Origin of the sequence: Marivivens sp. LCG002, from assembly GCF_030264275.1 — a bacterium.
In the GTDB taxonomy this organism is placed as follows: Bacteria; Pseudomonadota; Alphaproteobacteria; order Rhodobacterales; family Rhodobacteraceae; genus Marivivens.
In genome coordinates this window covers 888,250-912,709 of record NZ_CP127165.1, presented here as the reverse complement: position 1 = coordinate 912,709, position 24,460 = coordinate 888,250, and the positions used below count along the sequence as shown (strand labels likewise).

General features: G+C 59.4%; 25 protein-coding genes. 17 read left to right on the top strand and 8 right to left on the bottom strand.

Annotated elements, in window-relative coordinates:
- Positions 1–24: 24 nt before the first annotated feature.
- The 11 genes from alr to QQG91_RS04605 all read left to right on the top strand — a co-directional run bounded on the left by alr (position 25) and on the right by QQG91_RS04605 (position 10,061).
- Positions 25–1,062, top strand: a complete 1,038-nt coding sequence (alr, locus tag QQG91_RS04655) for an alanine racemase (protein ID WP_285771812.1) — start codon at positions 25–27, stop codon at positions 1,060–1,062.
- A gap of 138 nt (positions 1,063–1,200) precedes the next feature.
- Entirely contained in the window at positions 1,201–1,962 is a 762-nt protein-coding gene (locus QQG91_RS04650; RefSeq protein WP_285771811.1) for a DNA repair protein, read from the top strand.
- A gap of 75 nt (positions 1,963–2,037) precedes the next feature.
- The gene (locus QQG91_RS04645; protein WP_502881596.1) at positions 2,038–2,469 is read left to right on the top strand and encodes a paraquat-inducible protein A; all 432 of its coding nucleotides are present in this window, start codon (positions 2,038–2,040) and stop codon (positions 2,467–2,469) included.
- Positions 2,470–2,511: 42 nt separating this feature from the next.
- Complete coding sequence (radA, locus tag QQG91_RS04640) at positions 2,512–3,876, top strand: DNA repair protein RadA (RefSeq protein ID WP_285771809.1); 1,365 nt, start codon at positions 2,512–2,514, stop codon at positions 3,874–3,876.
- 25 nt (positions 3,877–3,901) lie between these two features.
- Positions 3,902–4,459: a CvpA family protein gene (locus tag QQG91_RS04635; protein WP_285771808.1), complete on the top strand. Its 558-nt coding sequence runs from the start codon at positions 3,902–3,904 to the stop codon at positions 4,457–4,459.
- 144 nt (positions 4,460–4,603) lie between these two features.
- On the top strand, positions 4,604–6,061 hold the full coding sequence (purF, locus tag QQG91_RS04630) for an amidophosphoribosyltransferase (protein ID WP_285771807.1): 1,458 nt from the start codon (positions 4,604–4,606) through the stop codon (positions 6,059–6,061).
- Positions 6,062–6,164: 103 nt separating this feature from the next.
- On the top strand, positions 6,165–6,521 hold the full coding sequence (locus QQG91_RS04625) for an iron chaperone (RefSeq protein WP_285771806.1): 357 nt from the start codon (positions 6,165–6,167) through the stop codon (positions 6,519–6,521).
- A 60-nt stretch (positions 6,522–6,581) separates the two neighbouring features.
- Positions 6,582–7,238, top strand: coding sequence for an SDR family NAD(P)-dependent oxidoreductase (locus tag QQG91_RS04620; RefSeq protein WP_285771805.1), 657 nt, complete (start codon positions 6,582–6,584; stop codon positions 7,236–7,238).
- A 112-nt stretch (positions 7,239–7,350) separates the two neighbouring features.
- Entirely contained in the window at positions 7,351–8,136 is a 786-nt protein-coding gene (gene surE, locus QQG91_RS04615) for a 5'/3'-nucleotidase SurE (RefSeq protein WP_285771804.1), read from the top strand.
- A 17-nt stretch (positions 8,137–8,153) separates the two neighbouring features.
- Positions 8,154–8,768: a protein-L-isoaspartate(D-aspartate) O-methyltransferase gene (locus QQG91_RS04610; RefSeq protein WP_285772311.1), complete on the top strand. Its 615-nt coding sequence runs from the start codon at positions 8,154–8,156 to the stop codon at positions 8,766–8,768.
- 45 nt (positions 8,769–8,813) lie between these two features.
- The gene (locus QQG91_RS04605) at positions 8,814–10,061 is read left to right on the top strand and encodes a M23 family metallopeptidase (RefSeq protein WP_285771803.1); all 1,248 of its coding nucleotides are present in this window, start codon (positions 8,814–8,816) and stop codon (positions 10,059–10,061) included.
- 36 nt (positions 10,062–10,097) lie between these two features.
- On the opposite strand, the gene QQG91_RS04600 is transcribed toward QQG91_RS04605, so the two are convergent.
- Genes QQG91_RS04600 through QQG91_RS04585 form a run of 4 tightly spaced genes read right to left on the bottom strand, consistent with a single transcriptional unit; the run spans position 10,098 to position 12,601 of the window.
- Positions 10,098–10,937, bottom strand: coding sequence for an ATP-binding protein (locus QQG91_RS04600; protein ID WP_285771802.1), 840 nt, complete (start codon positions 10,935–10,937; stop codon positions 10,098–10,100).
- Complete coding sequence (gene tatC, locus QQG91_RS04595; protein WP_285771801.1) at positions 10,934–11,821, bottom strand: twin-arginine translocase subunit TatC; 888 nt, start codon at positions 11,819–11,821, stop codon at positions 10,934–10,936. The genes QQG91_RS04600 and tatC overlap by 4 nt, the downstream gene beginning before the upstream one ends.
- Positions 11,818–12,342, bottom strand: a complete 525-nt coding sequence (gene tatB / locus QQG91_RS04590; protein WP_285771800.1) for a Sec-independent protein translocase protein TatB — start codon at positions 12,340–12,342, stop codon at positions 11,818–11,820. The genes tatC and tatB overlap by 4 nt, the downstream gene beginning before the upstream one ends.
- A gap of 43 nt (positions 12,343–12,385) precedes the next feature.
- Positions 12,386–12,601, bottom strand: coding sequence for a twin-arginine translocase TatA/TatE family subunit (locus QQG91_RS04585; protein ID WP_285771799.1), 216 nt, complete (start codon positions 12,599–12,601; stop codon positions 12,386–12,388).
- Between the two features lie 174 nt (positions 12,602–12,775).
- Between QQG91_RS04585 and QQG91_RS04580 the strand changes: the two genes are divergently transcribed.
- Entirely contained in the window at positions 12,776–13,405 is a 630-nt protein-coding gene (locus QQG91_RS04580) for a helix-turn-helix transcriptional regulator (protein WP_502881584.1), read from the top strand.
- Here QQG91_RS04580 and QQG91_RS04575 read toward each other — a convergent pair.
- Positions 13,402–14,481, bottom strand: coding sequence for an ABC transporter ATP-binding protein (locus QQG91_RS04575; protein ID WP_285771798.1), 1,080 nt, complete (start codon positions 14,479–14,481; stop codon positions 13,402–13,404). The two genes, QQG91_RS04580 and QQG91_RS04575, sit on opposite strands and share 4 nt — an antisense overlap.
- A gap of 79 nt (positions 14,482–14,560) precedes the next feature.
- On the bottom strand, positions 14,561–15,340 hold the full coding sequence (locus tag QQG91_RS04570; protein ID WP_285771797.1) for an SDR family oxidoreductase: 780 nt from the start codon (positions 15,338–15,340) through the stop codon (positions 14,561–14,563).
- A gap of 123 nt (positions 15,341–15,463) precedes the next feature.
- Here QQG91_RS04570 and QQG91_RS04565 point away from each other — a divergent pair, with 123 nt between their 5' ends.
- The 5 genes from QQG91_RS04565 to QQG91_RS04545 all read left to right on the top strand — a co-directional run bounded on the left by QQG91_RS04565 (position 15,464) and on the right by QQG91_RS04545 (position 21,935).
- The gene (locus tag QQG91_RS04565) at positions 15,464–16,480 is read left to right on the top strand and encodes a Hint domain-containing protein (protein WP_285771796.1); all 1,017 of its coding nucleotides are present in this window, start codon (positions 15,464–15,466) and stop codon (positions 16,478–16,480) included.
- Between the two features lie 94 nt (positions 16,481–16,574).
- A complete protein-coding gene (locus QQG91_RS04560; RefSeq protein WP_285771795.1) occupies positions 16,575–17,753 on the top strand; it encodes a globin-coupled sensor protein in 1,179 nt (392 codons plus the stop codon).
- Positions 17,754–17,842: 89 nt separating this feature from the next.
- Entirely contained in the window at positions 17,843–19,450 is a 1,608-nt protein-coding gene (locus QQG91_RS04555) for a peptide chain release factor 3 (RefSeq protein ID WP_285771794.1), read from the top strand.
- 92 nt (positions 19,451–19,542) lie between these two features.
- Positions 19,543–20,295, top strand: a complete 753-nt coding sequence (locus tag QQG91_RS04550; RefSeq protein WP_285771793.1) for a hypothetical protein — start codon at positions 19,543–19,545, stop codon at positions 20,293–20,295.
- Positions 20,296–20,435: 140 nt separating this feature from the next.
- Complete coding sequence (locus QQG91_RS04545; RefSeq protein ID WP_285771792.1) at positions 20,436–21,935, top strand: DEAD/DEAH box helicase; 1,500 nt, start codon at positions 20,436–20,438, stop codon at positions 21,933–21,935.
- A gap of 63 nt (positions 21,936–21,998) precedes the next feature.
- Here QQG91_RS04545 and QQG91_RS04540 read toward each other — a convergent pair whose 3' ends face one another.
- A complete protein-coding gene (locus QQG91_RS04540) occupies positions 21,999–23,678 on the bottom strand; it encodes a ribonuclease J (RefSeq protein WP_285771791.1) in 1,680 nt (559 codons plus the stop codon).
- A complete protein-coding gene (locus QQG91_RS04535; RefSeq protein ID WP_285771790.1) occupies positions 23,675–24,448 on the bottom strand; it encodes a type III pantothenate kinase in 774 nt (257 codons plus the stop codon). The genes QQG91_RS04540 and QQG91_RS04535 overlap by 4 nt, the downstream gene beginning before the upstream one ends.
- Between the last annotated feature and the right edge of the window lie 12 nt (positions 24,449–24,460).

The window sequence follows — 24,460 nt, the reverse complement described above, 5'->3', positions numbered from 1 at the left end:
GTAATTCCAAGGTAAAAGGCTCCAATGAGCACAGGTAAACTTCGTATCGATCTCGACGCCATCGTCGCCAACTGGCGTGCTTTGGATGCCAAAACCGCCGTTGAAACGGGCGCAGTCGTCAAGGCGGACGGCTATGGCCTCGGGTCGGACTATGTGGCGCGTGCGCTTTATCGCGCCGGTGCCCGCAAGTTTTTTGTCGCCGCCGCAGAAGAAGGCGGCAAGGTCCGTTCGGCCATCGGGTCGGATGCCGATGTCTTTGTCTTTTCCGGGCATATGGCGGGCGACACCGATATGATCGCGGATCTGCACCTGACGCCGATGCTCAACAGTCTCGACCAGATGACCCGCCATTTCGAAGCGCTTCCCGGTCATCCTTTCGGTATCCAGCTTGATACAGGCATGAACCGGCTCGGGATGGAGTGGTCGGAATGGTCGGCGGTGTCCTCGCTCGCCCTGGAGCAAGGCCCCGCTCTGGTGATGAGCCATCTTGCCTGCGCCGACGAACCCGATCACCCGATGAATGCCTATCAGCTTGATATGTTCAAGCGCATGACGGACGGCATCAATGTGCCCCGTTCGCTCTCGGCGACGGGGGGGCTTTTGCTTGGCCCCGACTATCATTTCGATCTGACCCGTCCCGGTATCGGGCTTTACGGTGGTCGGCCCTTTGACGCCGCGCACAAGGTCGTGCAGCTCGATCTTCCTGTAGTGCAGGTCCGCGAGCTCGAAGAAGGTGAAGTGGTCGGCTATTCCAACACATGGCAGGCCAAACGCCCCAGCCGCATCGCAACCGTTTCTGCGGGCTATGCCGACGGCCTCCTCCGCTCGCTCTCGAACAAGGTCAGGCTTTTTGCCAACGGCGTTCCGGTCCAGCTTGTCGGGCGGGTGTCGATGGATCTTCTGACCATTGATGTGACCGATCTGGACAGCGTCCCCGAGTATCTCACCCTGATGGGCGACATGCAGGGCGTAGACGATCTGGCCGATATCGCGGGCACCATCGGGTATGAATTCCTGACCTCGCTCGGCGCCCGATACAGCCGTCACTACGTCGCCAATTAACCCCCAAGAGAAACAGTCCGAGGCACTCCTTCGGACTGTTTCCGCTTTGGAATATTTTCGGAGCATTCCGTAAAAAGTGTTCCAAACCCAACGTTTACAACCTATCATCCCCTCAAGATGTCGTGCTGGGGGGCACAAATGAATGGGATCGGAGCACTACGGGCCTTTGCCCGTCTTTGTCATATTGCATCGTTCATGCTGCTCGCGGCGCTTGCGCTCTCGCTGTTGTTCTACACCTGTCTAAGCGCCTTCGGCATTACACCTTGGCTCACCTTGCCGCTGCACTTCGGAGAGATCGAGGTGGTGAACGGCGGCCTTTATGTCCAAAGCGCGGTCACCCTTCTGGGGATTGCGCTTCTGGCCTATCTGCCAAGCAATTTCCGCGTGCTTCAACTCGAGAAAAGCCACCGCGATTTTCATCTGAACATGGAAGACGTGGCGCGCGCCTATCAGATTTGCCATCATGCAGATCGTCAGGGGGTGTTTTCCCTCAGCTCGGAGTTCGACGCGGTGCGGGAACGTCTGTCCTATCTGCGCGATCACCCCGATCTTGGCCGACTGGAGAGCGACGTTCTGACGCTCGCGGCGCAAATGAGCGAGAAATCCCGCGACATCGCCGAGATCTATTCGGACGCCAAAGTCGCCCGCGCGAAAAAGTTCCTGAGCGAACGCCAGCGCGAGATCGAGGACCAGCAGGAACGGATCATCGACGCCCTTCACATCTGTGACGAGGTGCGCAAATGGAAACGGCAAATCGAAGCAGAAGAAGATGTGCTGCAACGCCAACTTGCCCGACTGGACAAGAGGCTTCGGCTGATCCTTCCCGATCTCGGCTATGATTTCGAACGTGAAGAACGGTCGAATGTGGTGCAACTCGCCAGCAAGCCTGCTGCAGAATAACCTTGTAATCAGCCCGTCCGCCCCTCAGATGTTGCCCAAAGCGCGGGGTCGGACTTGGGGGCGGACATGAAAACATTGATCAAATGGGCAAACCTGTCGCTGCTCGTTCTGTTTCCCGTGGCTTGGTTTGCGCCGCTGCTGCGGGCGGGTCTTTTGCCGCTCTTCGGTCTTTCTGAAATCAGCGTCATTTCGGGGCTCCAGAGCCTATGGGAGACCGATGTCGCTCTGGCTTTGATCGTGACAGGCTTTGCTCTTTTCGCACCCTATCTCAAAACCATCGGGCTTGCGCTTGTCCATGCGGGACTTTTGCACCGCAAACTGCTGCCCTTGCTGAATATCATGGGCAAATTGGCGATGGCGGATGTGTTCCTGATCGCGCTTTATGTGGTGCTCGTCAAAGGCATCGGCCTTGCCACGGTCGAGGTCGCTTGGGGCCTCTATCTCTTTACGGGCTGCATCCTCGCCTCGCTCGGCATCTCGGCGCTTTCGGGCAAAGCCAGACGCTAGAAACATGTTGCTCCGCCCCGAAAATTGGGACAAAAGGAGAACATGGCAAAAGATCTGAGCTTCTCCTGTTCTGACTGCGGCGCAGTGTTTTCCAAGTGGTCGGGCCGCTGTGACGGTTGCGGCGCGTGGAACACGATCACCGAGGATAAACCGATTTCCACAGGGCCCGCCTCTAAAACACTTGGCGGCAAAAAGGGGCATGTGCTCGAGCTTACCGATCTTGCCAGTCAGGAACCCGAACCGCCCCGCACGGCTGCGGGTGTGGCAGAGCTTGACCGCGTGCTCGGCGGCGGCCTCGTCAAAGCCTCGGCGCTTTTGGTCGGCGGCGATCCCGGGATCGGCAAGTCCACGCTCCTTCTTCAGGCGGCGGCGCGTTTTGCCCGCAACGGCCTCAAGGTCATCTATATTTCGGGCGAAGAGAGCGCGTCACAGGTCCAGATGCGTGCGCGGCGCTTGGGGCTGGAACAAAGCCCCGTCAAGCTCGCCTCCGAAACCAATTTGCGCGACATTCTCACCACGCTTGATGCCGAGCACCCCGAACTTGTGATCATCGACTCGATCCAGACCATGTGGGCCGACAATGTTGAAAGCGCTCCGGGGTCCGTGTCGCAGGTGCGCGCCTGTGCGCATGAGCTGACCACCTTCGCCAAAAAGCGTGACATCGCGGTTATCATGGTCAGCCACGTCACCAAAGAGGGCAACCTCGCAGGGCCGCGCGTGGTCGAACATATGGTCGACACCGTGCTCTATTTCGAAGGCGAGCGCGGCCACCAGTTCCGCATTCTGCGCGCCGTGAAAAACCGCTTCGGCCCCGCAGACGAGATCGGCGTCTTCGAAATGACGGGCAAGGGATTGGCAGAAGTCAAAAGCCCCTCGGCTCTTTTCCTGTCGGAACGCGGCAAGCCCGCTCCGGGTTCGGTGGTGTTTGCGGGGATCGAGGGCACGCGCCCCGTTTTGTGCGAAATCCAGGCGCTTGTCGCCCCTGCGCCCGGTGGCACGCCCCGCCGCTCTGTGGTCGGCTGGGATGGTGGCCGCCTTGCGATGATCCTTGCGGTTCTGGAATCGCGTTGCGGGATCGCCTTTGCCGGACTTGATGTCTATCTCAACGTGGCGGGCGGGCTGCGGATCACCGAACCTGCGGCGGACCTTGCGGTTGCGGCTGCGCTGATTTCTGCCCGAGAAGACGCGACGCTCCCCTCTGATTGTGCAATTTTTGGAGAAATTTCGCTCTCTGGGGGTATTCGTCCCGTGTCCCAGATGGAAAATCGGTTGAAAGAGGCGCAAAAACTTGGTTTCTCCTCTGCTATCCTTCCGGTGCTTCCGAAAAGAAGCTCGGTTTCGGGTGACGCTTTGCGACAGATGACCGATGTCGCTCAGTTCGTAGAAGAAATTTTCGGCGCGCGGTGATCTCCCGCGCCTGCGGGGGAAGAAGATGGAAGGTTTCACTATCGTCGACGGGATTGTCGCGGTCGTTATCGTGGTTTCGGCACTTTTGGCCTATTCGCGCGGCCTCGTCCGCGAGGCGCTTGCGATTGCGGGCTGGATCGGTGCAACGGTTCTTGCGTTTCTCTTTGCCGACAAGGCCACCCCGCTCATCAAACAAATCCCGATGGTCGGCGATTTCATCGGGGACAGCTGCGAACTTTCGGTGATTGCTTCCTTTGCGGCTGTGTTCGGCGTGGCGCTCATCCTCTTTTCGATTTTCACCCCGCTCTTTTCCTCGGTTGTCCAACGCTCGGTCCTCGGCGGTCTCGATCAGGGGCTCGGATTCATGTTCGGGGTGGTGCGCGGCATTCTTCTCGTGGCTGTCGCCTATTTCGTCTACAGCACGATTCTCTCGGCCCAAGGCGTGCCGATGATCGACGACAGCCGCTCTGCCAAAGTTTTCAGCAAGCTGACAGGCTCGGTCGAAGATCAGGACCCCGAACAGGCTTTGGGTTGGATTACAGGCCAATACGAGCAACTTGTAGGCCAGTGCAGCGCCTCCTGATCGCATAAAACAACATCGTGAAGCAGTCTTTTGGCCCAACAGCCAAAATAATCATGATAGTTTCGTGACACCGCGCTCTTGAAGGACTATCAGGAGCGCGACCCCAACTTGTCGGATTCGGAGCCTTCACTCGTGTCCAAAACGATGCCCCTCGCCCACCCCTTTGACGATGATAAGCTCAAGGAGGAGTGCGGGATCTTTGGCGCGGTTGGCGTAGCTGATGCTGCCAACTTTGTCGCTCTTGGTCTCCACGCCCTGCAGCACCGAGGACAGGAGGCCGGTGGGATCGTGGTTCACGACCCCGTGCACGGTTTCAACTCTGCCCGCCGTATGGGGTATGTCCGTGACAACTTCACCTCTCACGAGGTGATGCAGACTCTCCCCGGAAATGTCGGGATCGGCCATGTTCGCTACTCGACCGCAGGCAACAAAGGCCAGACCGCGATCCGCGACGTTCAGCCCTTCTTCGGCGAATTTTCGATGGGCGGGGCTGCGATTGCGCATAACGGCAACATCACCAACGCCGATGCGCTGCGCCGCGAATTGATCGAACGCGGCTCGATTTTCCAGTCCTCGTCGGATTCCGAGTGCATCATCCACCTGATGGCGCGTTCGATGGGCCGCACCATTCCCGACCGCATGGAAGAAGCGCTACGCAAGGTCGAAGGCGCCTTCTCGGTCGTTGCCATGACGCGCACCAAACTCATCGGGGTGCGCGATCCTTTGGGCGTGCGTCCGCTGGTTCTGGGCAAATTCGGGGACGGCTATATGCTGGCCTCCGAGACCTGTGCGCTCGATATCGTCGGTGCAGAATTCATCCGCGAGGTTGAGCCTGGCGAAATGGTTGTCATCAGCGCCAAGAGCGGCGTTCAGAGCCATTTCCCCTTCCGCCGCCGTCAATCGCGCTTCTGCATTTTCGAGCATGTCTATTTCTCGCGCCCCGACTCGATCCTTGGTGGTCGCTCGGTCTACGAGACCCGCGAGAATATCGGCCGCGAACTGGCCAAGGAAAGCCCTGTTGAAGCCGATCTCGTTTGCCCAGTGCCCGACTCCGGGACGCCTGCGGCGATCGGTTTCAGCCTCCAGTCGGGCATCCCCTATGCAATGGGGATCATCCGCAACCAATACATGGGCCGCACCTTCATCGAGCCGTCCGAACAGATCCGCAACATGGGTGTGCGTCTCAAGCTCAACGTGAACCGCGCCCTGATCCGCAACAAGCGCATCATCCTTGTGGACGACTCGGTTGTGCGCGGCACCACCAGCCGCAAGATCAAGGACATGCTGCTTGATGCAGGTGCCGCAGAAGTGCACTTCCGCATCGCCTCCCCGCCCACCGCTTGGCCGTGTTTCTATGGTGTGGACACGCCGCAGCGCGAAAAGCTGCTCGCTGCGACCATGACCGAAGACGAAATGCGTGACCATCTCGGGGTCGATAGCCTCAAGTTCATTTCGCTCGACGGTCTTTATCGTGCCGTAGGCGAAGCCGAAGGCCGCGATCCCAAGGCGCCGAAGTATTGCGACGCCTGTTTCTCGGGCGAATACCCAGTTGCGCCGACCGATATGATCGAAAAAGGCTTCCAGCTCAAAGCTGCCGAGTAAAAACGACAAAACCATCCAGAGACCCCGCCCTCGCGCGGGGTCTCTTGCGTTTAACGCTTGCCGAACGATCCGCATGGGCGCACCTTGGGCGAAACCGAGGACAATGATGACACACGCCGCGCCCCATGATGCCTATCTTGCGACCATCACAGGATGGCAGCGTCCCGCACTGGACGATCTACGGGCAAGGCTCACGGCCCTCTTACCTATGGCCGAAGAGGTTATTTCCTACGCCATCCCCGGCTTTCGCGTGAACGATAAGGTCGTCATGGGCTATGCGGGCTTCAAGGCGCATTGCTCGCTTTTCCCGCACAGCGGCTCGCTCTTTCCGAAATTCGAACAGGAATTGACCGCCATCGGGTATAAGTTCAACAAAGGCACGCTCCAGTTCACCGAGCACACTCCGATTTCGGACGATCTCTTGGCCCGTCTTGTCGCCGCACGGCTCGAGATGGTGTAATCTCGTCGCAGATGCGCGATCCATCTTGCGCAAATTCGGCGCTAGTGACAAATGAAGCCCATGTCGAACACAGATCAAAAACCCGTCGCTCTTATCACCGGTGCATCCCGCGGCCTTGGCGCTGCTTTGGCCGAGGCGCTCGCTTCCACCCATCACATCGTTGCCGTGGGCAAGACAACGGGCGCACTAGAAGAGCTGGACGATCGGATCAAGGCCAAGGGCGGCGAAGCGACTTTGGCCCCCATGGACATTACGGTTGAACCCGCGATGCAGCAACTGTGCCGCTCGATCTTTGATCGTTGGGGCAAAATCGACCTCTGGCTTCATACGGCGATTTTTGCAGCACCGCTTTCGCCCGCAGGGCACATGCCGCCCAAAGATCTCACCAAATCCATCGACACCAACATCGGTGCAACGGCTCGCCTGATCTCTTATGTCGAGCCGCTCTTGGGTGCGGAGGGCAAAGCCGTGTTCTTTGACGACCCCCGCGCGGGCGAGAAGTTCTTTGGTGCCTATGGATCGACCAAGGGCGCACAGATCGCGATGGCCAAAAGCTGGCAAGCCGAGACGGAAAAGACAGGCCCTTCGGTGCGCATTCTGACCCCCGCCGCCATGCCGACCGCAACGCGTGGACGGTTCTTTCCGGGCGAAGATCGCAGCAAACTTGCCTCGATCCATGATGAAGCGGCACGACTTCTGCCTGAAATCCTCGGCTGATCGGCATAAACCGAGTCCCCACCGTCACGCTTTGATCAAAATGCCTCTCCAAGGGCGGGTCGTGCTTGCCGCGCCGACTTCGGTTGCGTAGGAAAGACAAAAAGGGGGCTTTATGCGCATTCTCATTACCAACGACGACGGTATCAACGCACCCGGACTCAAGGTCATCGAGCGCATCGCGCAAGACATTGCAGGCCCCAAGGGTGAGGTTTGGACTGTTGCCCCCGCCTTTGAGCAATCCGGCGTCGCGCATACGATCAGCTATACGCACCCCACGATGATAGCCGAACTTGGCCCGCGCCGCTTTGCCGCCGAAGGCTCGCCCGCCGACTGCGTTCTTGCGGCCATCCATGACGTGATGAAGGATTGCCCGCCCGATCTGGTGCTCTCGGGTGTGAACCGTGGCAACAATTCTGCGGAAAACGTGCTCTATTCTGGGACCATCGGCGCGGTGATCGAAGCCGCGCTCCAAGGTGTGCCCGCTATCGCCATGTCGCAATACTTCGGCCCCGACAACGCAAATCTCGACGACAGCTTCGAAGCTGCGGGCGCCCATGGTGCCGAGATCGTGCGCAAAATTCTTTCGGTCGGCAAATGGCAGGACGAAGATTACCGCGTCTTTTACAACGTGAACTTCCCGCCGACCTCGGCCAAGGGTGTTCTGGGGACCAAGGTCACGACCCAAGGGTTCCGCCGTGGCACCTCCTTCTCGGTCGAGCCGCACCTTTCGCCCTCGGGGCGCCGCTTTCTTTGGGTGCGCGGCGGGGATCAGCGCATCGCCACGCTCGAAGGCAGCGATGCCAAGGCCAACCTCGACGGTTATATCTCGGTCACGCCGATGCGTGCTGACCTCACGGCACATGACGTGCTAAGCGAATTGAAAGCAACTTTCGAGTGAACAGCGCCGAACTCAAGATGCAGTTTCTCTTTGCCCTCCGCTCCAAGGGGGTCACGGATGCACGTGTTCTGACGGCGATGGAAAAGACCGATCGCGCGCTTTTCGTGCGCGGACTTTTTGCCGAGCGCGCCTATGAGGATATGCCGCTTCCCATTGCAGCAGGTCAGACCATCAGCCAACCCTCGGTCGTCGGCCTCATGACCCAAGCGCTCAATGTCCAGCCGCGCGACAAGGTGCTCGAAGTCGGCACGGGCTCAGGCTATCAGGCCGCCATTCTCAGCCATCTGGCCCGCCGCGTCTATACAGTCGACCGCTACAAGCGCCTTGTCGCCGATGCTCGGGTGCTCTTCGAACAGCTCAATCTAGTCAATATCACCGCGATTTCGGGCGATGGAAGCTTTGGTTTGCCCGAACAAGCTCCCTTTGATCGCATTCTCGTGACCGCAGCAGCCGAAGACCCGCCCGGCCCGCTCTTGGCCCAGCTGCGGATCGGGGGTATCATGGTGTTACCCGTGGGCCAGTCCGACACGGTTCAAAGCCTCATCCGCGTCACGCGCACCGAAGAGGGTTTCGACTATGAAGAGCTTCGGCCCGTGCGGTTTGTCCCGCTGATCGAGGGCATGGGCGACTAGAAATTGCGACGGCCAACCAATGGCCGCAAGAACGAGGAACGAGCGATGCACAACGCGAGCACTCTCAAGCGTATCTTGGTGGCAGGGGCAGCCCTGACGGCTCTGACCGCCTGTAGCCAGAATTTCGACATGGATTTCCGCGATCTGGCAGGGAGCAAGGTCGACACGACGCAGGCGGCGCAAAATCTTCCTGCTCGTCCAAGGCCCGATGCACGCGGGGTGATTTCCTATCCGACCTATCAGGTCGTCGTCGCCCAGAGCAACGACACCGTCAGAAGCGTCGCCTCTCGCCTTGGGGTGGATGCCAACCAGCTTGCGACCTATAACGGAATCGACCCCGACACCAAACTGCGCCGTGACGAGATTTTGGCACTCCCGAACCGCGTGGCCGAGCCGACCGCAGCCAGCGGCGCTCAGATTGCCTCGGCGCCTCTCGGAACGCCGCAGGTCGATGTGACGACCCTTGCAAGCTCGGCCATCGACCGCGCCCAGACCAGCACACCGTCGAGCACGCAGGCCACGACGGCCACCACCGCCAAGCCCGCGACGACCACCGCAAGCACGCCCGTGATCCAACAAGGCAGCGAGCCGCTGCGCCACCGCGTCCAACGCGGCGAAACCGTTTATTCCATTGCGCGCCTTTACGGTGTGCCGGTCAAGAATATCGCCGAATGGAACGGCCTCGGGGCGGATCTGACCGTGCGTGAAGGTCAATTCCTCCTTATTCCGCGCGGCGACGCCCGTCCGCCTTCGTCCGTTGCCCCTGCGACGGTCGAAACACCGGGAACGGGGAGCAGCACGCCCACGCCCCCCAGTGCAGCCGAACCTCTGCCCGCCGAAAAGGTGGCGTCGGCTTCGACCGCTGCCGCCGCTGCGGTGACGCCCACGGCGACCGCCCCCGCGACGCCCGATCTGAGCGCCTCCAAGCCCTCGGGCAACCCCAATGCGCCCCTCGCCTATCCGGTTCAAGGCTCGATCATCCGCGCCTATGCCGCAGGCAAGAACGAAGGCATCGACATCGGAGCTGCGGCGGGAACTGCGGTCAAGGCGGCAGCCGACGGCACGGTCGCGGCCATCACCAAAGACACGAACGGCGTTCCGATTATGGTGATCCGCCACGCCAACAACCTGCTCACGGTTTATACGAACCTTGACGGGCTGACCGTGGCCAAGGATTCTGCCGTCACCAAAGGACAGACCATTGGTCGCGTCCGTGACGGAAGCCCGTCCTTCCTCCATTTCGAAGTCCGACAGGGCCTAAATTCCGTCGATCCCATGGGCTACCTGCCCTAACGACAAAGGGGAGGCTCGCGCCTCCCCTTTTCAGTTCTAGCCCAGCGATACGCCGCGCCGCCCCGCAAGGTCGGTAAAGTATTGCCATGCGACACGTCCCGAACGGCTCCCTCGTGTTGCCTGCCACTCGATGGCCTCGGCCCAAAGGGTTTGCTCGTCGATCTCGATACCGTATTCCCTGCAATACCCGCGGATCATCTCGAGATACTGATCCTGATCACAGGGATGGAAACCCAGCCAGAGACCGAAACGATCCGAGAGCGAGACCTTTTCCTCGACTGCTTCGGCGGGATTGATCGCGCTCGAGCGTTCATTCTCGATCATATCGCGCGGCATGAGGTGGCGACGGTTCGACGTGGCATAGAGCACGACGTTATCGGGCCGACCTTCGATCCCGCCATCCAGAACCGCCTTGAGCGATTTGTAGTGCGCGTCATCGTGGCTGAACGAAAGATCATCGCAAAAAAGCACAAACCGCTCGGGACGACCGCGCAAGAGATTCAGACAGCGGCCGATGCTCTCGAGATCCTCGCGCTGGATCTCGACGATCTTGAGCAGCGGATAATCCGCCGAAACCTTGCCGTGGATCGCCTTTACGAGGCTCGACTTGCCCATGCCGCGAGCGCCCCAAAGCAGCGCGTTGTTGGCGGGCATACCGCGCGCGAACTGTTCAGTATTCGCAAGAAGCGTATCGCGTGAACGATCCACCCCTACAAGGAGCGAGACATCGACACGGGCGACCTTTTGAACGGGAACAAGCCGATCGGGTTCGGTGTGCCAGACAAAAGCCGAGGCCCCGAAATCCGGGGCCTCAAGCGGCGCAGGTGCCAAACGCTCGAGAGCTTCGGCAATGCGTTTGAGAACTTTCTTGGTCATGTCTTTTTGACTTCTTTCTCGTCGTCTTCGTCTTCGTCGAACTCGTCAAAGAGGCTTTCGTCCTCGCCTAGAACGCCCTCTTCGCGGAGTTTGGCTTCGCGCTGGCGTTCTACACGCGCCACAAGGTGGATCGAAATCTCGTAAAGCCCGAAGACCACGACAAAGAGGATCACCTGCGAGACAACGTCAGGGGGCGTTGCAAGCGCGGCAAGCACGAGAATGCCGACCACCGCGTATTTACGCATGTTGCGCAACCCGCGCGAGCTGACCAGCCCCGCCTTGCCCATCAGGGTCAGCAGAACGGGAAGTTGGAAGCAGAGGCCAAAGGCCACGATGAATTTGATCGTGAGCGAGAGATAGGCCTGCGCCGAGCCCTGGAAGGCAATCCCCGCAATGGCACCGCTGCCCTCTTCAGAGAGAAGCGCACCGGGCTGCTGGAAGCCGAGGAAGAAGTCGAAGGCCAGCGGCGTGATCCCATAATAGGCAAAGGCCGCGCCGAGAAAGAACATGAAGGGCGAAGCCACAAGGAACGGCAAAAATGCGTTCTTCTCGCTCTTGTAGAGTCCGGGCGCCACGAAACGCCACATCTGATAGCTGATGAAGGGAAAAGACAGCACCAATCCGCCAAGAAGCGAGATGGAAACCGCAACAAAGAACCCTTCTTGCAGTGCGATGAGCACAAGACCGCAGTCGTCCTGACCACGCGCGGCAAGCGCCGAACACAAAGGTTCAGTCAGGAAATTGAAGAGCGGGTTCCAGAACGCAAAGCAGATCACCATGCCGATGATAAAGGCCACCAGCGATTTGATGAGGCGATTGCGCAGCTCGGCCAGATGCTCGATCAGCGGGGCGGAGCTGTCTTCTATGTCGTCGGTCTTGCTCATTCGCTTGCCTCGGATGTCTTGGGGGCGGCCTTTTTACGCGGGGCGGCTTTGGGTTTCGCCTCGGCCTTGGGTTTGGCAGGGGCTTTCGGCTTTGCCGCAGCTTTGGCTTTGACGGGAGCTTGGGCAGAGGCTGCGGGGGCTTCCTCTACCTTTGCCGCCGCCGCAGCAGCCTCGGCGGCCTCGCGTTCCTTGCGCTCTGTCGCAGCCTTGGCGGTCGCCGCAGCGATCTTGTCCTTGGCCTCTTGGCGATCAGGGGACAGCGCCGAGGTTGCGGCCTCTTTCACCTTGTCCATACCGAACTTTTGCGGGTTCGCGGCAGCTTTGAGCGTCTTGGAGATATCCTTGACGCCTGCTTCATCCGCTGCCGATTCCATCGCGCGGCTAAATTCTCGTGCCATCATTCGCGCTTTGCCCGTGAACTGACCAAGGGTCCGAAACAAATTCGGAAGATCCTTTGGCCCGACAACGATCAAGGCAACGATGCCGATCAGCACCATTTCGCTCCAGCCCATGCCAAACATGTGCGGCTCCTATTAAGTCGGCCCCGAAAATGGGGCGCGAGGATCAGGCTTTGTCTTTTTCGTCGGCGGGGGTCACATCGCGGGCCGCGTCGGCTGCGTTGTTCTCGATCTCGGATTTGCCTTCGTCCAGACCCTTTTTGAACGAGGTGATGCCCTTGCCCACTTCGCCCATCAGCGACGAGATTTTGCCGCGACCAAAGAGGACGAGAACGACAACAGCGATGAGAAGAAGACCGGGAAGGCCGATGTTGTTAAGCATGTGAAATCTCCATAATGCGGCGCGACGGCCGAACCTTTGCTTGTCTCGAGCCTAGTTGCGCTTTTGGGAAGGGAAAAGCGCGATGCGCCTTTCCAGCCCGACTTTCACACAGAAAAGGCTTCACTTGGTGACAAAAAACTGTCAGTTGAAATGTGCAACTCTCGAAAGACGCAGATGAAACGCAAAGAAAGGCTCGCCAAGCTTACCGCTCTTTTGCGCAGCGATGACCAGCACCAAGGAGAGGCACTCGCCGCGCAGCTTGGGGTGTCGCTGCGCACCCTTTACCGCGACATGGACACGCTGGCGGCCTCTGGCGTTTCGGTGCAAGGCGAGCGGGGCAAAGGCTATCGCGTGAACCGCGCTATCGACCTTCCGCCCTTGCAGCTCAGCGATCTGGAAATGGAGGCGCTCCAGCTCGGCCTTGCGGCGGTATCCCAGTCCAATGACCGAGATCTGGCCGAGGCCGCGCGCGCTTTGGGCCGGAAGCTCGACGCCCATCTGTCAGAGGTCGAGAATGCCCCGCGTCTGACCGAACTTCCCCAAGGGTTTGCGCATCTGACGACCATCCGCCACGCGATCCGCGCACGGCAAAAGCTTTTGTTGACCCTCGACGGTGCCCCGCGCACGCTGCGCCCGCTGGCGCTCGAATACTGGGGGCGGATCTGGCTGGTTCAGGGATGGTGCGAAACAACGCGCGGGTTTGCCGAATACCCGATTGGCGAGATCAGCGCCCTGCGCGTGCTCCCCGGTCTCTTTGTCGAAGAAGCGGGCAAAACGCTCGGGGATTTGCGGCGCGCACTCTAGCGGCGCGGAAAGACGAAACAGCGGTCGCGGCGGATCATCAGCCAGAGCGGCGTTCCGGCCTTGGGCAAAAAGACCGAAGGCACAGCCGCCCGCAGGATCGAGCCGTCATAATCCATGCGAAACTCGACAAGGCTTTCCGCGCCCATGAACCGCGCCCGCTCGACGACGCCTCGCGCGGGGGTGCCGTCTTGGGCGGTCGGGTTGGGCCCGCGTCCCGCGCGGTCAAAGTCGATCCGGATATGCTGCGGACGGATAACGATATCCACCTCGGTGCCGTCGGCAATGCCGGGCGTCAGGAATTGCCCAAAAGGCGTATCGGTCAAAGCGCCGCGAACTTTGCCCGATATCACATTGATATCACTAAAGAAGGCGGCAGCACTCCGATCCACGGGCGAGTTATAGATGTTATAGGGCGCGCCCTGCTGCACGATCTTGCCCGACCGCATCAGCGCGATTTCATCGGCCATGCGCATCGCCTCGGATGGCTCGTGCGTGACGAGCAAAACCGCTGCCCCCTCGGATTTGAGCACTTCGAGCGTTTGATCGCGGATTTCATCGCGCAGTCGGTCGTCCAAACCACTAAAGGGTTCATCCATCAGCATAATGCGCGGACGCGGCGCAAGCGCACGGGCCAAGGCCACACGCTGTTGTTCGCCGCCCGAAAGCTGGTGCGGATAGCTGTCGATATGGCGGCTCATGTTGACCTTGGCCAAGAGCTCTTCGACGCGGGCGCGGTTCTCGGCCTTGTCTCCTTTGAGGCCAAAGGCGACATTGCCTGCGACGCTCAGATGGGGAAAGAGGGCAAAGTCCTGAAACATGAGCCCGATCGAGCGCCCCTCTGGGGGAATGCGAAAGCGGGTGTCGCAGACCAGAGCGCCGTCGACGTAAATCTCGCCGCTGTCCTGCATCTCGACGCCTGCGATGATACGCAGGGTCGTCGATTTGCCGCATCCCGATGGTCCCAAAAGACAGGTGACCTGTCCCGGCATGACCGACAAAGAAACATTGTCCACAACGGCTTGACCGTCGAAACGGCGGACAATGTTCCTGATTTCAAGGCGCGGTATTTGCGTCACGACGTATTTCCGACCAAACCTATCGGGCTTCTTTCAAAGTGTCCTAACAGGCTGGTCGGGCAACGGCAAGCCTATCGGCCTACATGGTCGTATTCGTCGCGCCCCCATCGAGAAGGATGTTTTGCCCCACGATAAAGCCGGCATGTTGCGAGCAGAGGAACGCACAGGTGGCGCCGAATTCATCCGAGGTGCCGTAACGCCCTGCTGGGATCGATGCGAGACGCTGCTTTTGCACGTCTGCAAGCGGGATGCCTTGGGTCTTGGCGGCCGCGCCGTCGAGATTGACCATACGGTCGGTCGCGTGGATGCCCGGCTGGAGGTTGTTGATCGTCACGCCCTTGCTTGCCACTTGACGCGAAACCCCCGCCACATAGCCCGTCAGACCAGCGCGCGACGAGTTCGAAAGCCCGAGCGCAGGGATCGGGGATTTGACCGAAACAGAGGTGATATTGACCACACGGCCCCACCCTTTTTCGATCATTTGCGGCACGAGCGCTTTGATAAGCGCAATCGGGGTCAACATGTTCGCGTCAAGTGCCTTGATGAAGTCTTCGCGGTCCCAATCGGTCCAGCTCCCCGGAGGCGGGCCACCGGCGTTGGTCACAAGAATATCGACATTCGAGGCGGCATCGATGACGGCGGCTTGCCCTTCTGGGGTGGTGACATCGGTTGCAACGGTCACAACATCGACGCCGAACTCCTTGCGGATGGCCTCGGCGCTGGCTTCAAGCGCTTCGGAGCCGCGTGCATTCATCACAAGATCGACGCCCGCAGCCGCAAGAGCACGCGCACATCCAAGCCCGAGCCCTTTGGACGAGGCACAGACCAGTGCCCGCTTTCCTTTGATTCCCAAATCCATGCGGATTTCTCCCTTTTGCTAATCGCTTTTCACTTGGCCGATGTCGTCTTAAATGACATTGACCAGAGCATTGCCTCCAATTGTGGGGTGCATCGCAGAATTGTCCAGCCGATAGACCGTTAAATGTCATACCACGAAGACCAACCCGACGTTCAAAAGCTTCCTGTTTATCCGTCAGGACATTTCATCTGCGAAAACGGTGTGGCCGAAGGCGATGCCATCAGTTTTGCCGACGAATTGGTCATGGATGACATCTACGAGATGCGCACCGATGCCCAAAAGCAGCGCCTTGCCGTGCGTCCCGCGCTTGACGACCGCTCCTTTGTGATCGCCCAGTCAAGCGAGACGGGCACGGTCGGCAACGCGGTTTATGTGGACAGCTGCGTGACCTTCATGGCCCCCGACAGCTCTACCTTCGAAGCGGTCATACTTGTCGAGGTCGAGGACGGCGGGGTCGTCGAAGTCTATTTCATGCCCTTCGCGGCGCTCGAGCCGAAAACGGGGTATCGGCTTGTCGGTATCGACCGCCACACGGCCACGACACGGCTTGCCGAAGTGGCGTGCATGTCCTTTGCGCGCGGAACGCATATCACCATGGCCTCGGGGGCTCAGGTCAAGGTCGAGGATCTCAAGGTCGGTGATCGGGTCCTGACCCGCGACGAAGGCCCCCGCCCCATCCGCTGGATCGGCACCAATACCATCCGCGCGGTCGGAGACTTTGCGCCTGTGGTGATCCGCAAAGGAGCGCTGAGCAATGAACACGACCTTTGGCTCAGCCCCGAACACAGGATCTTTGTCTACCAACGCGAAGATAACCTTGGAGTGGGCCGCTCGGAGGTGCTGATCAAGGTCCGCCACCTGATCAACGGCGAGACGGTTGTCCAGATAGACGGTGGTTTTGTCGATTATTTCCAACTTCTCTTCGACGAGCACCAGATCATCTATGCAGAGGGGATCGCAACCGAGACGCTCTTTGTCGATCCACGCACACGCGGTGTTCTTCCCGAAGAACTCAGCCGCGAGCTCAGCGGCAATCGCGGGAGCCAGCTGCGCCCAGCCCATCTCGACTATGAGGTTCAGGAAACCCTAATTTCTCGCCCCGATGCGGCCGAACTACTGCGCAGAGCTTCGCGGAGCTGAGGCTGTTTGAAAAAGCTCACAAAAGTTCAATTTCAACCCTAAGGAAAATGCGCCTCTCGCCGTTGAACTAGCTGACAAGTTCAAGAGGACGCAAATGCTCGACGCAGGTAATACAGAAACTTATTCAGTCGATATTGATAAACGGATCGAATTTCTCGGTCTGACCCAAAAGGATTTTGCCTTTCTGCGGGCCAACCGTGGTCTTTCGATGAGCGTGCTTCCGGATGTGCTCGAGCGGTTTCGCGACCGCTTGCTGGCCATTCCGAAGTTGAAACACAACTTTGCCAACACCTCGATGGTCAATCTGGATGGCTCGCTGCTGACCCATTTCACGTATTTGATCGAGGGCGATCTTGGCGAAGCCTACAAAACGTCCGTCACGCGCGTGGGCAAAGTGCATGCGAACATGAGCCTCGAACCCGTGTGGCAGGTCAATGCAAGCGGGCTTCTCGTTGCAGACCTCAACCGCTCTATCATGCGCAAGGCGGGTTTCTTGCGCCGTAGAAGCGCCATCAAGCTTACGGGCATACTCACACGGCTGATCATGATGGATCTCGAGATCGCCTTGTCGATCACCGAAGAGATGCTCAAAGACCGCACGAATACGCGGAAGCTGCGCATAGCCCAGAATTTCCGAACGAATGTTTCGAATACAGTCGAGACCCTTGCGGCGACTTCGGTGCAAACTTCGGACAGCATCCGCACCGCGTCCACCGCAGCCGAGCAGCTTTCGACCTCGATCATTGCCATTCGGGACCAGATGAACGACGCGACGTCCAAGACACGCTCGGCTGCCTCGCTGGCCAGCGTCTCGAACACTCAGGTGACGGAACTGGCAAACAAGGTGTCGGACATCTCCGATGCCGTGCGCATGATTTCCGAAATTGCCAACAAGACCAATCTCTTGGCGCTCAATGCTTCGATCGAAGCGGCGCGTGCAGGTCAGGTCGGGCGCGGCTTCAGCGTTGTGGCGGGAGAGGTCAAGAACCTTGCCGCACAGACCACGCATGTGACCGAGAACATCAACAACCACATCGCTGCCATTCGCGACGCGACCGAGCGCACGGTGCACAATGTGACGACCATCTCGAAGGAATGCGATCAGGTGGACAGCATCGCCCAATCCGTTCGCTCGGCACTCGACGAACAGGCGAGCGCGACGCGCGACATCACTTTGAGCGTGGGACAAGCACGGACGGGGTCCGAAGCCTCGGTCCAGCAAAGCCGCAGCCTGCAAGAAACGACCGAAGATTTCTTTACCACGTTGGGTTAGAAAAACCTTGCACAAGAAAAAGGGCCGAAGACGACTTCGGCCCTTTTGATTTCTTGCCAGAGGGCCCTTGCGGGACTATACGCGCGGCCATGCTAGACACCGCTTCAAACCGCCCCGACCTCCCTGCCGAAATCGCCCGCCGCCGGACTTTTGCGATCATCTCGCACCCCGACGCAGGCAAGACGACTCTCACTGAAAAGTTCCTCCTTTTCGGGGGCGCAATCCAGATGGCAGGTCAGGTCCGCGCCAAGGGCGAAGCGCGCCGCACACGGTCCGACTTCATGCAGATGGAAAAGGACCGCGGGATCTCGGTCTCGGCCTCGGCCATGTCCTTCGATTTCGGCAAATTCCGCTTCAACCTTGTCGATACCCCCGGTCACTCGGACTTTTCCGAAGACACCTATCGCACGCTGACGGCGGTGGACGCTGCGGTCATGGTGATCGACGGGGCAAAGGGTGTGGAGAGCCAAACCCAGAAACTCTTCGAGGTTTGCCGTCTGCGCGATCTTCCGATCCTGACCTTCTGTAACAAGATGGACCGCGAAAGCCGCGATACCTTTGAAATCATCGACGAGATTCAGGAAAACCTCGCGATCGACGTGACCCCCGCCTCTTGGCCCATCGGCGTCGGGCGCGAGTTTTTGGGGTGCTACGACCTTTTGCGCAACCGTCTTGAGTTGATGGACCGCGCGGATCGTAACCGCGTCGCCGAAAGCATCAAGATCGAAGGTCTGGATGATCCCAAACTCAAAGAGCACGTGCCTGCGCATCTTCTCGAAAAGTTCTTTGAAGAGATCGAGATGGCGCGCGAGCTGCTGCCTGCGCTCGATCACAAGGCCGTTCTCGAAGGCACGATGACCCCGATCTGGTTCGGATCGGCCATCAACTCTTTCGGCGTCAAAGAGCTTATGGAAGGCATCGGAACCTATGGCCCCGAACCCCAGCCCCAAAGCGCCGATCCCCGCGCCATTGCACCGGAAGAGACCAAAGTCACAGGCTTTGTGTTCAAGGTTCAGGCGAACATGGACCCCAAGCACCGCGACCGTGTGGCCTTTGTCCGTCTGGCTTCGGGTCACTTCCAGCGCGGCATGAAGCTCACCCATGTGCGGTCGAAAAAGCCGATGGCGATCTCGAACCCTGTGCTCTTTCTCGCGTCCGACCGCGAATTGGCGGAAGAGGCATGGGCCGGCGATATTATCGGCATCCCCAACCACGGACAGCTTCGCATCGGTGATACCTTGACCGAGGGCGAGAACCTCAAGGTCACGGGCATTCCGTCCTTTGCGCCCGAACTCCTCCAGAATTGCCGTGCAGGCGATCCGATGAAAGCCAAGCACCTTGAAAAGGCGCTCATGCAGTTCGCCGAAGAAGGCGCGGCCAAGGTGTTCAAACCAGCCTTCGGGTCGGGTTTTATCGTCGGCGTCGTCGGCCAGCTTCAATTCGAAGTGCTGGCCAGCCGGATCGAGCTTGAATACGGGCTTCCCGTGCGGTTCGAGCCGTCACAGTTCACCTCGGCCCGCTGGGTCTCGGGCGAGAAAACTGCAGTCGAGAAATTCATCGCCGCCAACAAACAACACATCAGCCATGACAATGACGGCGATGTCGTCTTCCTTACCCGCCTCCAGTGGGACATCGACCGCGTGATACGCGACTATCCCGATGTCAAACTGACGGCGACCAAGGAAATGATGGTCTAAGACGGGGGCGGCGCAAGCTGCCCTTTTTCTTTGGCCCTTTGCACGCCCTGCCCCTTCGCCTATTGATTGAACACCAAAAGCGGGAGCGTGACTTGGCCGATATCGACAAGACATTCAACGAAGGCCTTTGGCCGCTGGTCCAGATCTGGCGCAAGCGGCGCGCGCCGATCAATATCGCGCCCGAAGACGGGTTTCCCGAAATCGACGTGGATTTCGGCCCGATGGCGCGTCGCACGATCCTTGCGCAGACCGAACTCAACACGACAAGCGACTCGGGCCTTGTGCGCCGTGCGTCGGAAATGATCCCCGAATTCGTCGGCAAATCCTATCTGTCCTTCTTCAACTCGCTCCTGATCATGATCCTGCGCAAACGCGATTGGCCCGCGCACGCGCCCGCGCTCTTCAACCGTCTTTGGCGCGAACAGGGCGAGTTCTTGTGTGACGAGCTGAACCCGCGCTGGCTCATCTCCTCGATCATCACCTTTGCCGATCATGGCGAAACCGAGATGGACCGCAAAGTCGGGCAAACGCTCAACGTCATGTTTTCCATGATGAAACTCTATGAGAGCGAGCGGCTTTATTCGGGTTACGATCCGTCCCAGCCCTTTCCTTTGACCCAGCGGCGCAATGCGCCCTTACCCCTGACCATGCCGCATTTCTCGCTTCTGGAAGGGGATCTCGAAGTCAACCTCATCGCTCCGATCATGGAGGACGCACGCATGGCGCCGACCGCCGGACCGCTCTCCATCCACCTGCTTCGGGTGCTCAACCTTGATGGTCGAAACATGTTCCGAAGGCTTGCCGTGATGCGACAAGAAGCAGAGAGCGAACAAAAAAAGGGCTAAACCCCTCTCAGATTGACGTTTTGCCAAGATAGGGCTATGTGGACACATCCCTGCAAGGGGATTCCGCCGAGGGGCGCCCTGACTATTGCGCTCCATAACTCATAGGCACGAGGACCGCCCGTGCCCAAGCTTGGACGCTAATGACCACATTCTCAGAACTGAACCTCGATCCGAAGGTTCTCAAGGCCATCTCTGAAGCCGGCTACGAGACCCCCACCCCCATTCAGGCAGGCGCCATTCCCGCCGCCCTTACCGGCCAGGACGTGCTTGGCATCGCCCAAACGGGCACAGGTAAGACCGCGAGCTTTACGCTCCCGATGATCCATCTTCTTGGCCGAGGCCGCGCGCGGGCGCGTATGCCGCGCAGCTTGGTGCTCTGCCCCACGCGCGAGCTCGCTGCTCAGGTGGCCGAGAACTTCGACATCTACGCCAAACATACCAAACTGACCAAGGCTCTCTTGATCGGTGGTGTGTCGTTCAAGGATCAGGACGCCCTGATCGATCGCGGTGTCGATGTGCTTATCGCCACCCCCGGCCGTCTTCTTGACCATTTCGAACGCGGCAAGCTGCTCCTGACGGGCGTTCAGATCATGGTCGTGGACGAGGCCGACCGTATGCTCGACATGGGGTTCATCCCCGACATCGAACGCATCTTCAACCTGACGCCCTTTACCCGTCAGACGCTGTTCTTCTCGGCCACTATGGCCCCCGAGATCGAGCGCATCACCAATACGTTCCTTTCGAACCCTGCAAAGGTCGAAGTGGCGCGCGCTGCGACGACCTCGGAAAACATCACCCAAGGCGTGGTGATGTTCAAAGCCTCGCGCCGCGATCGCGAAGGCAGTGAAAAGCGCAAGCTCCTGCGCGCCCTGATCGACAAAGAGGGTGACGCTTGCACCAACGCGATCATCTTCTGCAATCGCAAGGCCGACGTCGATATCACAGCAAAATCGCTCCGCAAATACGGCTATAACGCCGAAGCGATCCACGGCGATCTTGAGCAATCGCACCGTATGAAGACGCTCGAAGGCTTCCGCAACGGCGACGTGCGTTTCCTTTGCGCCTCGGATGTGGCAGCCCGCGGGCTCGATATCCCTGCTGTTAGCCATGTGTTCAACTTCGACGTGCCCAGCCATGCCGAGGACTATGTCCACCGCATCGGCCGCACAGGTCGCGCAGGCCGCAAGGGTGCCGCGATCATGATCTGTTCGCCGCGTGACGAAAAGTATTTCGACGCTGTGGAAAAGCTGGTCCAGATCGAAATTCCGCGTCTGGAAAACCCTGTTCCGACCGAAGCGGCCGATCCGCGCGAAGAGGAAGGCGACGACAAGCGGCGTTCGCGGTCCCGCCGTGGCAAGCGCGGAGAGGACAAGCGCAGCGATGCGCCCCACGCCGCCAACACCAATGAAGTTCAAGAGGTTGAAGCCAAAGAAGAGCGCCAACCCCGTCACGAGCACAAGCGTGAAGACCGTCACGAGCACAAGCGTGATGATCGCCGTGAAGAGCGCAACCACGACCGCAATGAACGCGGCAACCGTGGCAATCCGCGTCGCAACGCCCGCGAGGACAGCTTTATCGGGATGGGCGACGATGTGCCCGAGTTCATCCGCCTGAGCTTTGCCGAGCGCCAAGCCAGCTAAGCGCCCCACAGAACGAAAAAGGCCCGCTCAATCGGCGGGCCTTTTGCTTTTGTGTCGCCTTGATCAGCTCAAACGGCTGATCACGACCACCACTTCGGGCTTTTTGCCGATCTCGGATTGCGCGACACGGCGCGCCACCTGAGACAGTTCTTTCTCGAGCTTGTCGTCGTCTGTCAGGATCTTGTCGTCGGCGCGCATGAGGAACTGGTTCAATTCACCCTCGAGGACTTCGACCAGAGCGGCGTTGTTGCGCCCCGTTTCAGGAAGACCCTGAATTTCGCACCACGGTTCGCCCAAGGGCTCGTCGTTCTCGTCCATGATGAGGGTGACGACCACAAGCCCGTTGAGCGCCATGCGGATACGGTCGCGCACGATCCCATCAAGCGCTCCGATCTGGACCGAACCATCAAGATAGGTGCGCCCCGTTTCGACATATTCGGCCACATGGGGGTAATTGCTCGTCAGGTCGATCATCATGCCGTTGACGGCAACGATAGAGCCGATCCCCTTGGCCTCGCCGAGTTTGGCATGTTCGCGCAAATGGCGATGCTCGCCGTGCATGGGCACAAGCATCTTGGGCTTGACGATGTCGTGCATCTTTTCAAGGTCGGGACGGTTCGCATGGCCCGAGACGTGGTAAAGACCGCCGCGATCGTCGATCACGTCAACGCCCTTTTCCGAGAGCTGGTTCATGATACGGATCACGCCCCGCTCGTTCCCGGGAATGGTCTTGGACGAAAAGAGGAACGTGTCCCCCTCTTTCAGGGTCAGACCCATATATTTCCCGTTGGCAAGCTGGGCCGAAGCGGCGCGGCGTTCGCCTTGGGACCCCGTGACCAGAAGCAACAGGTTCTGGCGCGGCACGTCGACAGCATCTTCGGCAAGGATGGTCTTGGGGAAGCCGTCGAGCACGCCCGTTTCAAGCCCTGCTTCGACCATACGGCGCATCGCACGGCCCAAAAGACAGACGCTCCGCCCTGCCTTTTCCGCCGCTGTCGCAATGGTTTTCAAACGTGCGATGTTGGAGGCGAATGTCGTGGCGACCACCATGCCCGTTGCAGTCTTGAGCAGCTCTTCAATCGGTTCGGCAAGCGTTGCTTCGGACCGTCCTGGAGCGGGAGAAAAGACGTTGGTCGAGTCGCACATCAAAGCGCGCACGCCGTCCTTTGCGGCCTCGGCCCAAAGCGCCTCGTCAAAGGGATCACCCACAACGGGCGTGTGGTCGATCTTGAAGTCGCCCGAATGGATCACACGTCCCGCAGGCGTGTCGATCACAAGCCCCGCGCTTTCAGGGATCGAGTGGGACACGGGGATAAAGCCGACTTTGAACGGGCCAAAGGTCGACATATGCGGCCAAGCGGCAACCGTGTGCACGGTGCCGTCAGGAAGACCAACGTCAGCCATCTTGAGACGCGCGATATGGGCGGTGAACTCGCGGGCATAGACGGGTGCGCCAAGACGCTCCCAAAGATGCCCGACGCCGCCCACGTGGTCTTCGTGCGCGTGGGTGATCAGGATTGCTTCGATACGGTCCTTACGCGCTTCGAGCCAAGCCACATCGGGCATAATCAGATCGACACCCGGAGAGGTGTCCATATCTGGGAAGGTCACGCCAAGGTCGACAACGATCAGACGTTCTTTGTCGGGTTCGCCATAGCCGTAAACATAGGCGTTCATCCCGATTTCTCCGGCGCCGCCGAGCGGCAAGTAAATCAGGCGGTTGGTGCTTTTCGCACTGCTCATGTAGTTTCCTTATTAAAGTCATGGATGACGGTCAGCCCGTGCATCGTGAGGTCGTCTTCTATTGCGTCGAACAAATTTTCGGCCTGTTCGAACAGGCGGGCGAGCCCGCCGGTGCCAATAATTTTCATGGGCTTTGCATATTCGGCGCGGATACGCGCGCAAATCTCGCGCACGACGCCCACATAGCCCCAGTAAACGCCCGACTGCATGCAGGCGACGGTGTTGGTGCCGATCACCCCCGAGGGGCGACTTATATCGACATGAGGTAGAGCCGCTGCCGCATGGTGCAAGGCTTCGAGACTGAGGTTTACCCCCGGCGCGATGACACCTCCGACATAGGCGCCATCCTCGGCCACAACGTCAAAGGTCGTCGCGGTGCCGAAATCGACAACGATGAGATTGCCGCCGTGACGGTCGAACGCCCCAGCCGAATTGACAAGACGGTCGGGGCCGACCGTGGTGCCCGCATCGACGCGCGGCGGCATCGGAAGCGCGCATTCGGGTTTTCCCACGACAAGGGGGCGGCAATTGAAATAGCGATCCGCCAGAACCCGAAGGTTGAACACAACGCGCGGAACGGTCGATGAGATGATCACTTCGTCGATTTCGACATCTACCTTGCGATGCTGCATCAAAGTTGCAAGCCAGACGTAATACTGATCCGCCGTCCGCTGCCATTCGGTCGAGGTGCGCCACGTGGCAAGGAACTCGGTCCCGTCCCAGATCGAGAAAACGGTATTTGTATTTCCGCAATCAATGGCCAGAAGCATGGACCACTCCCT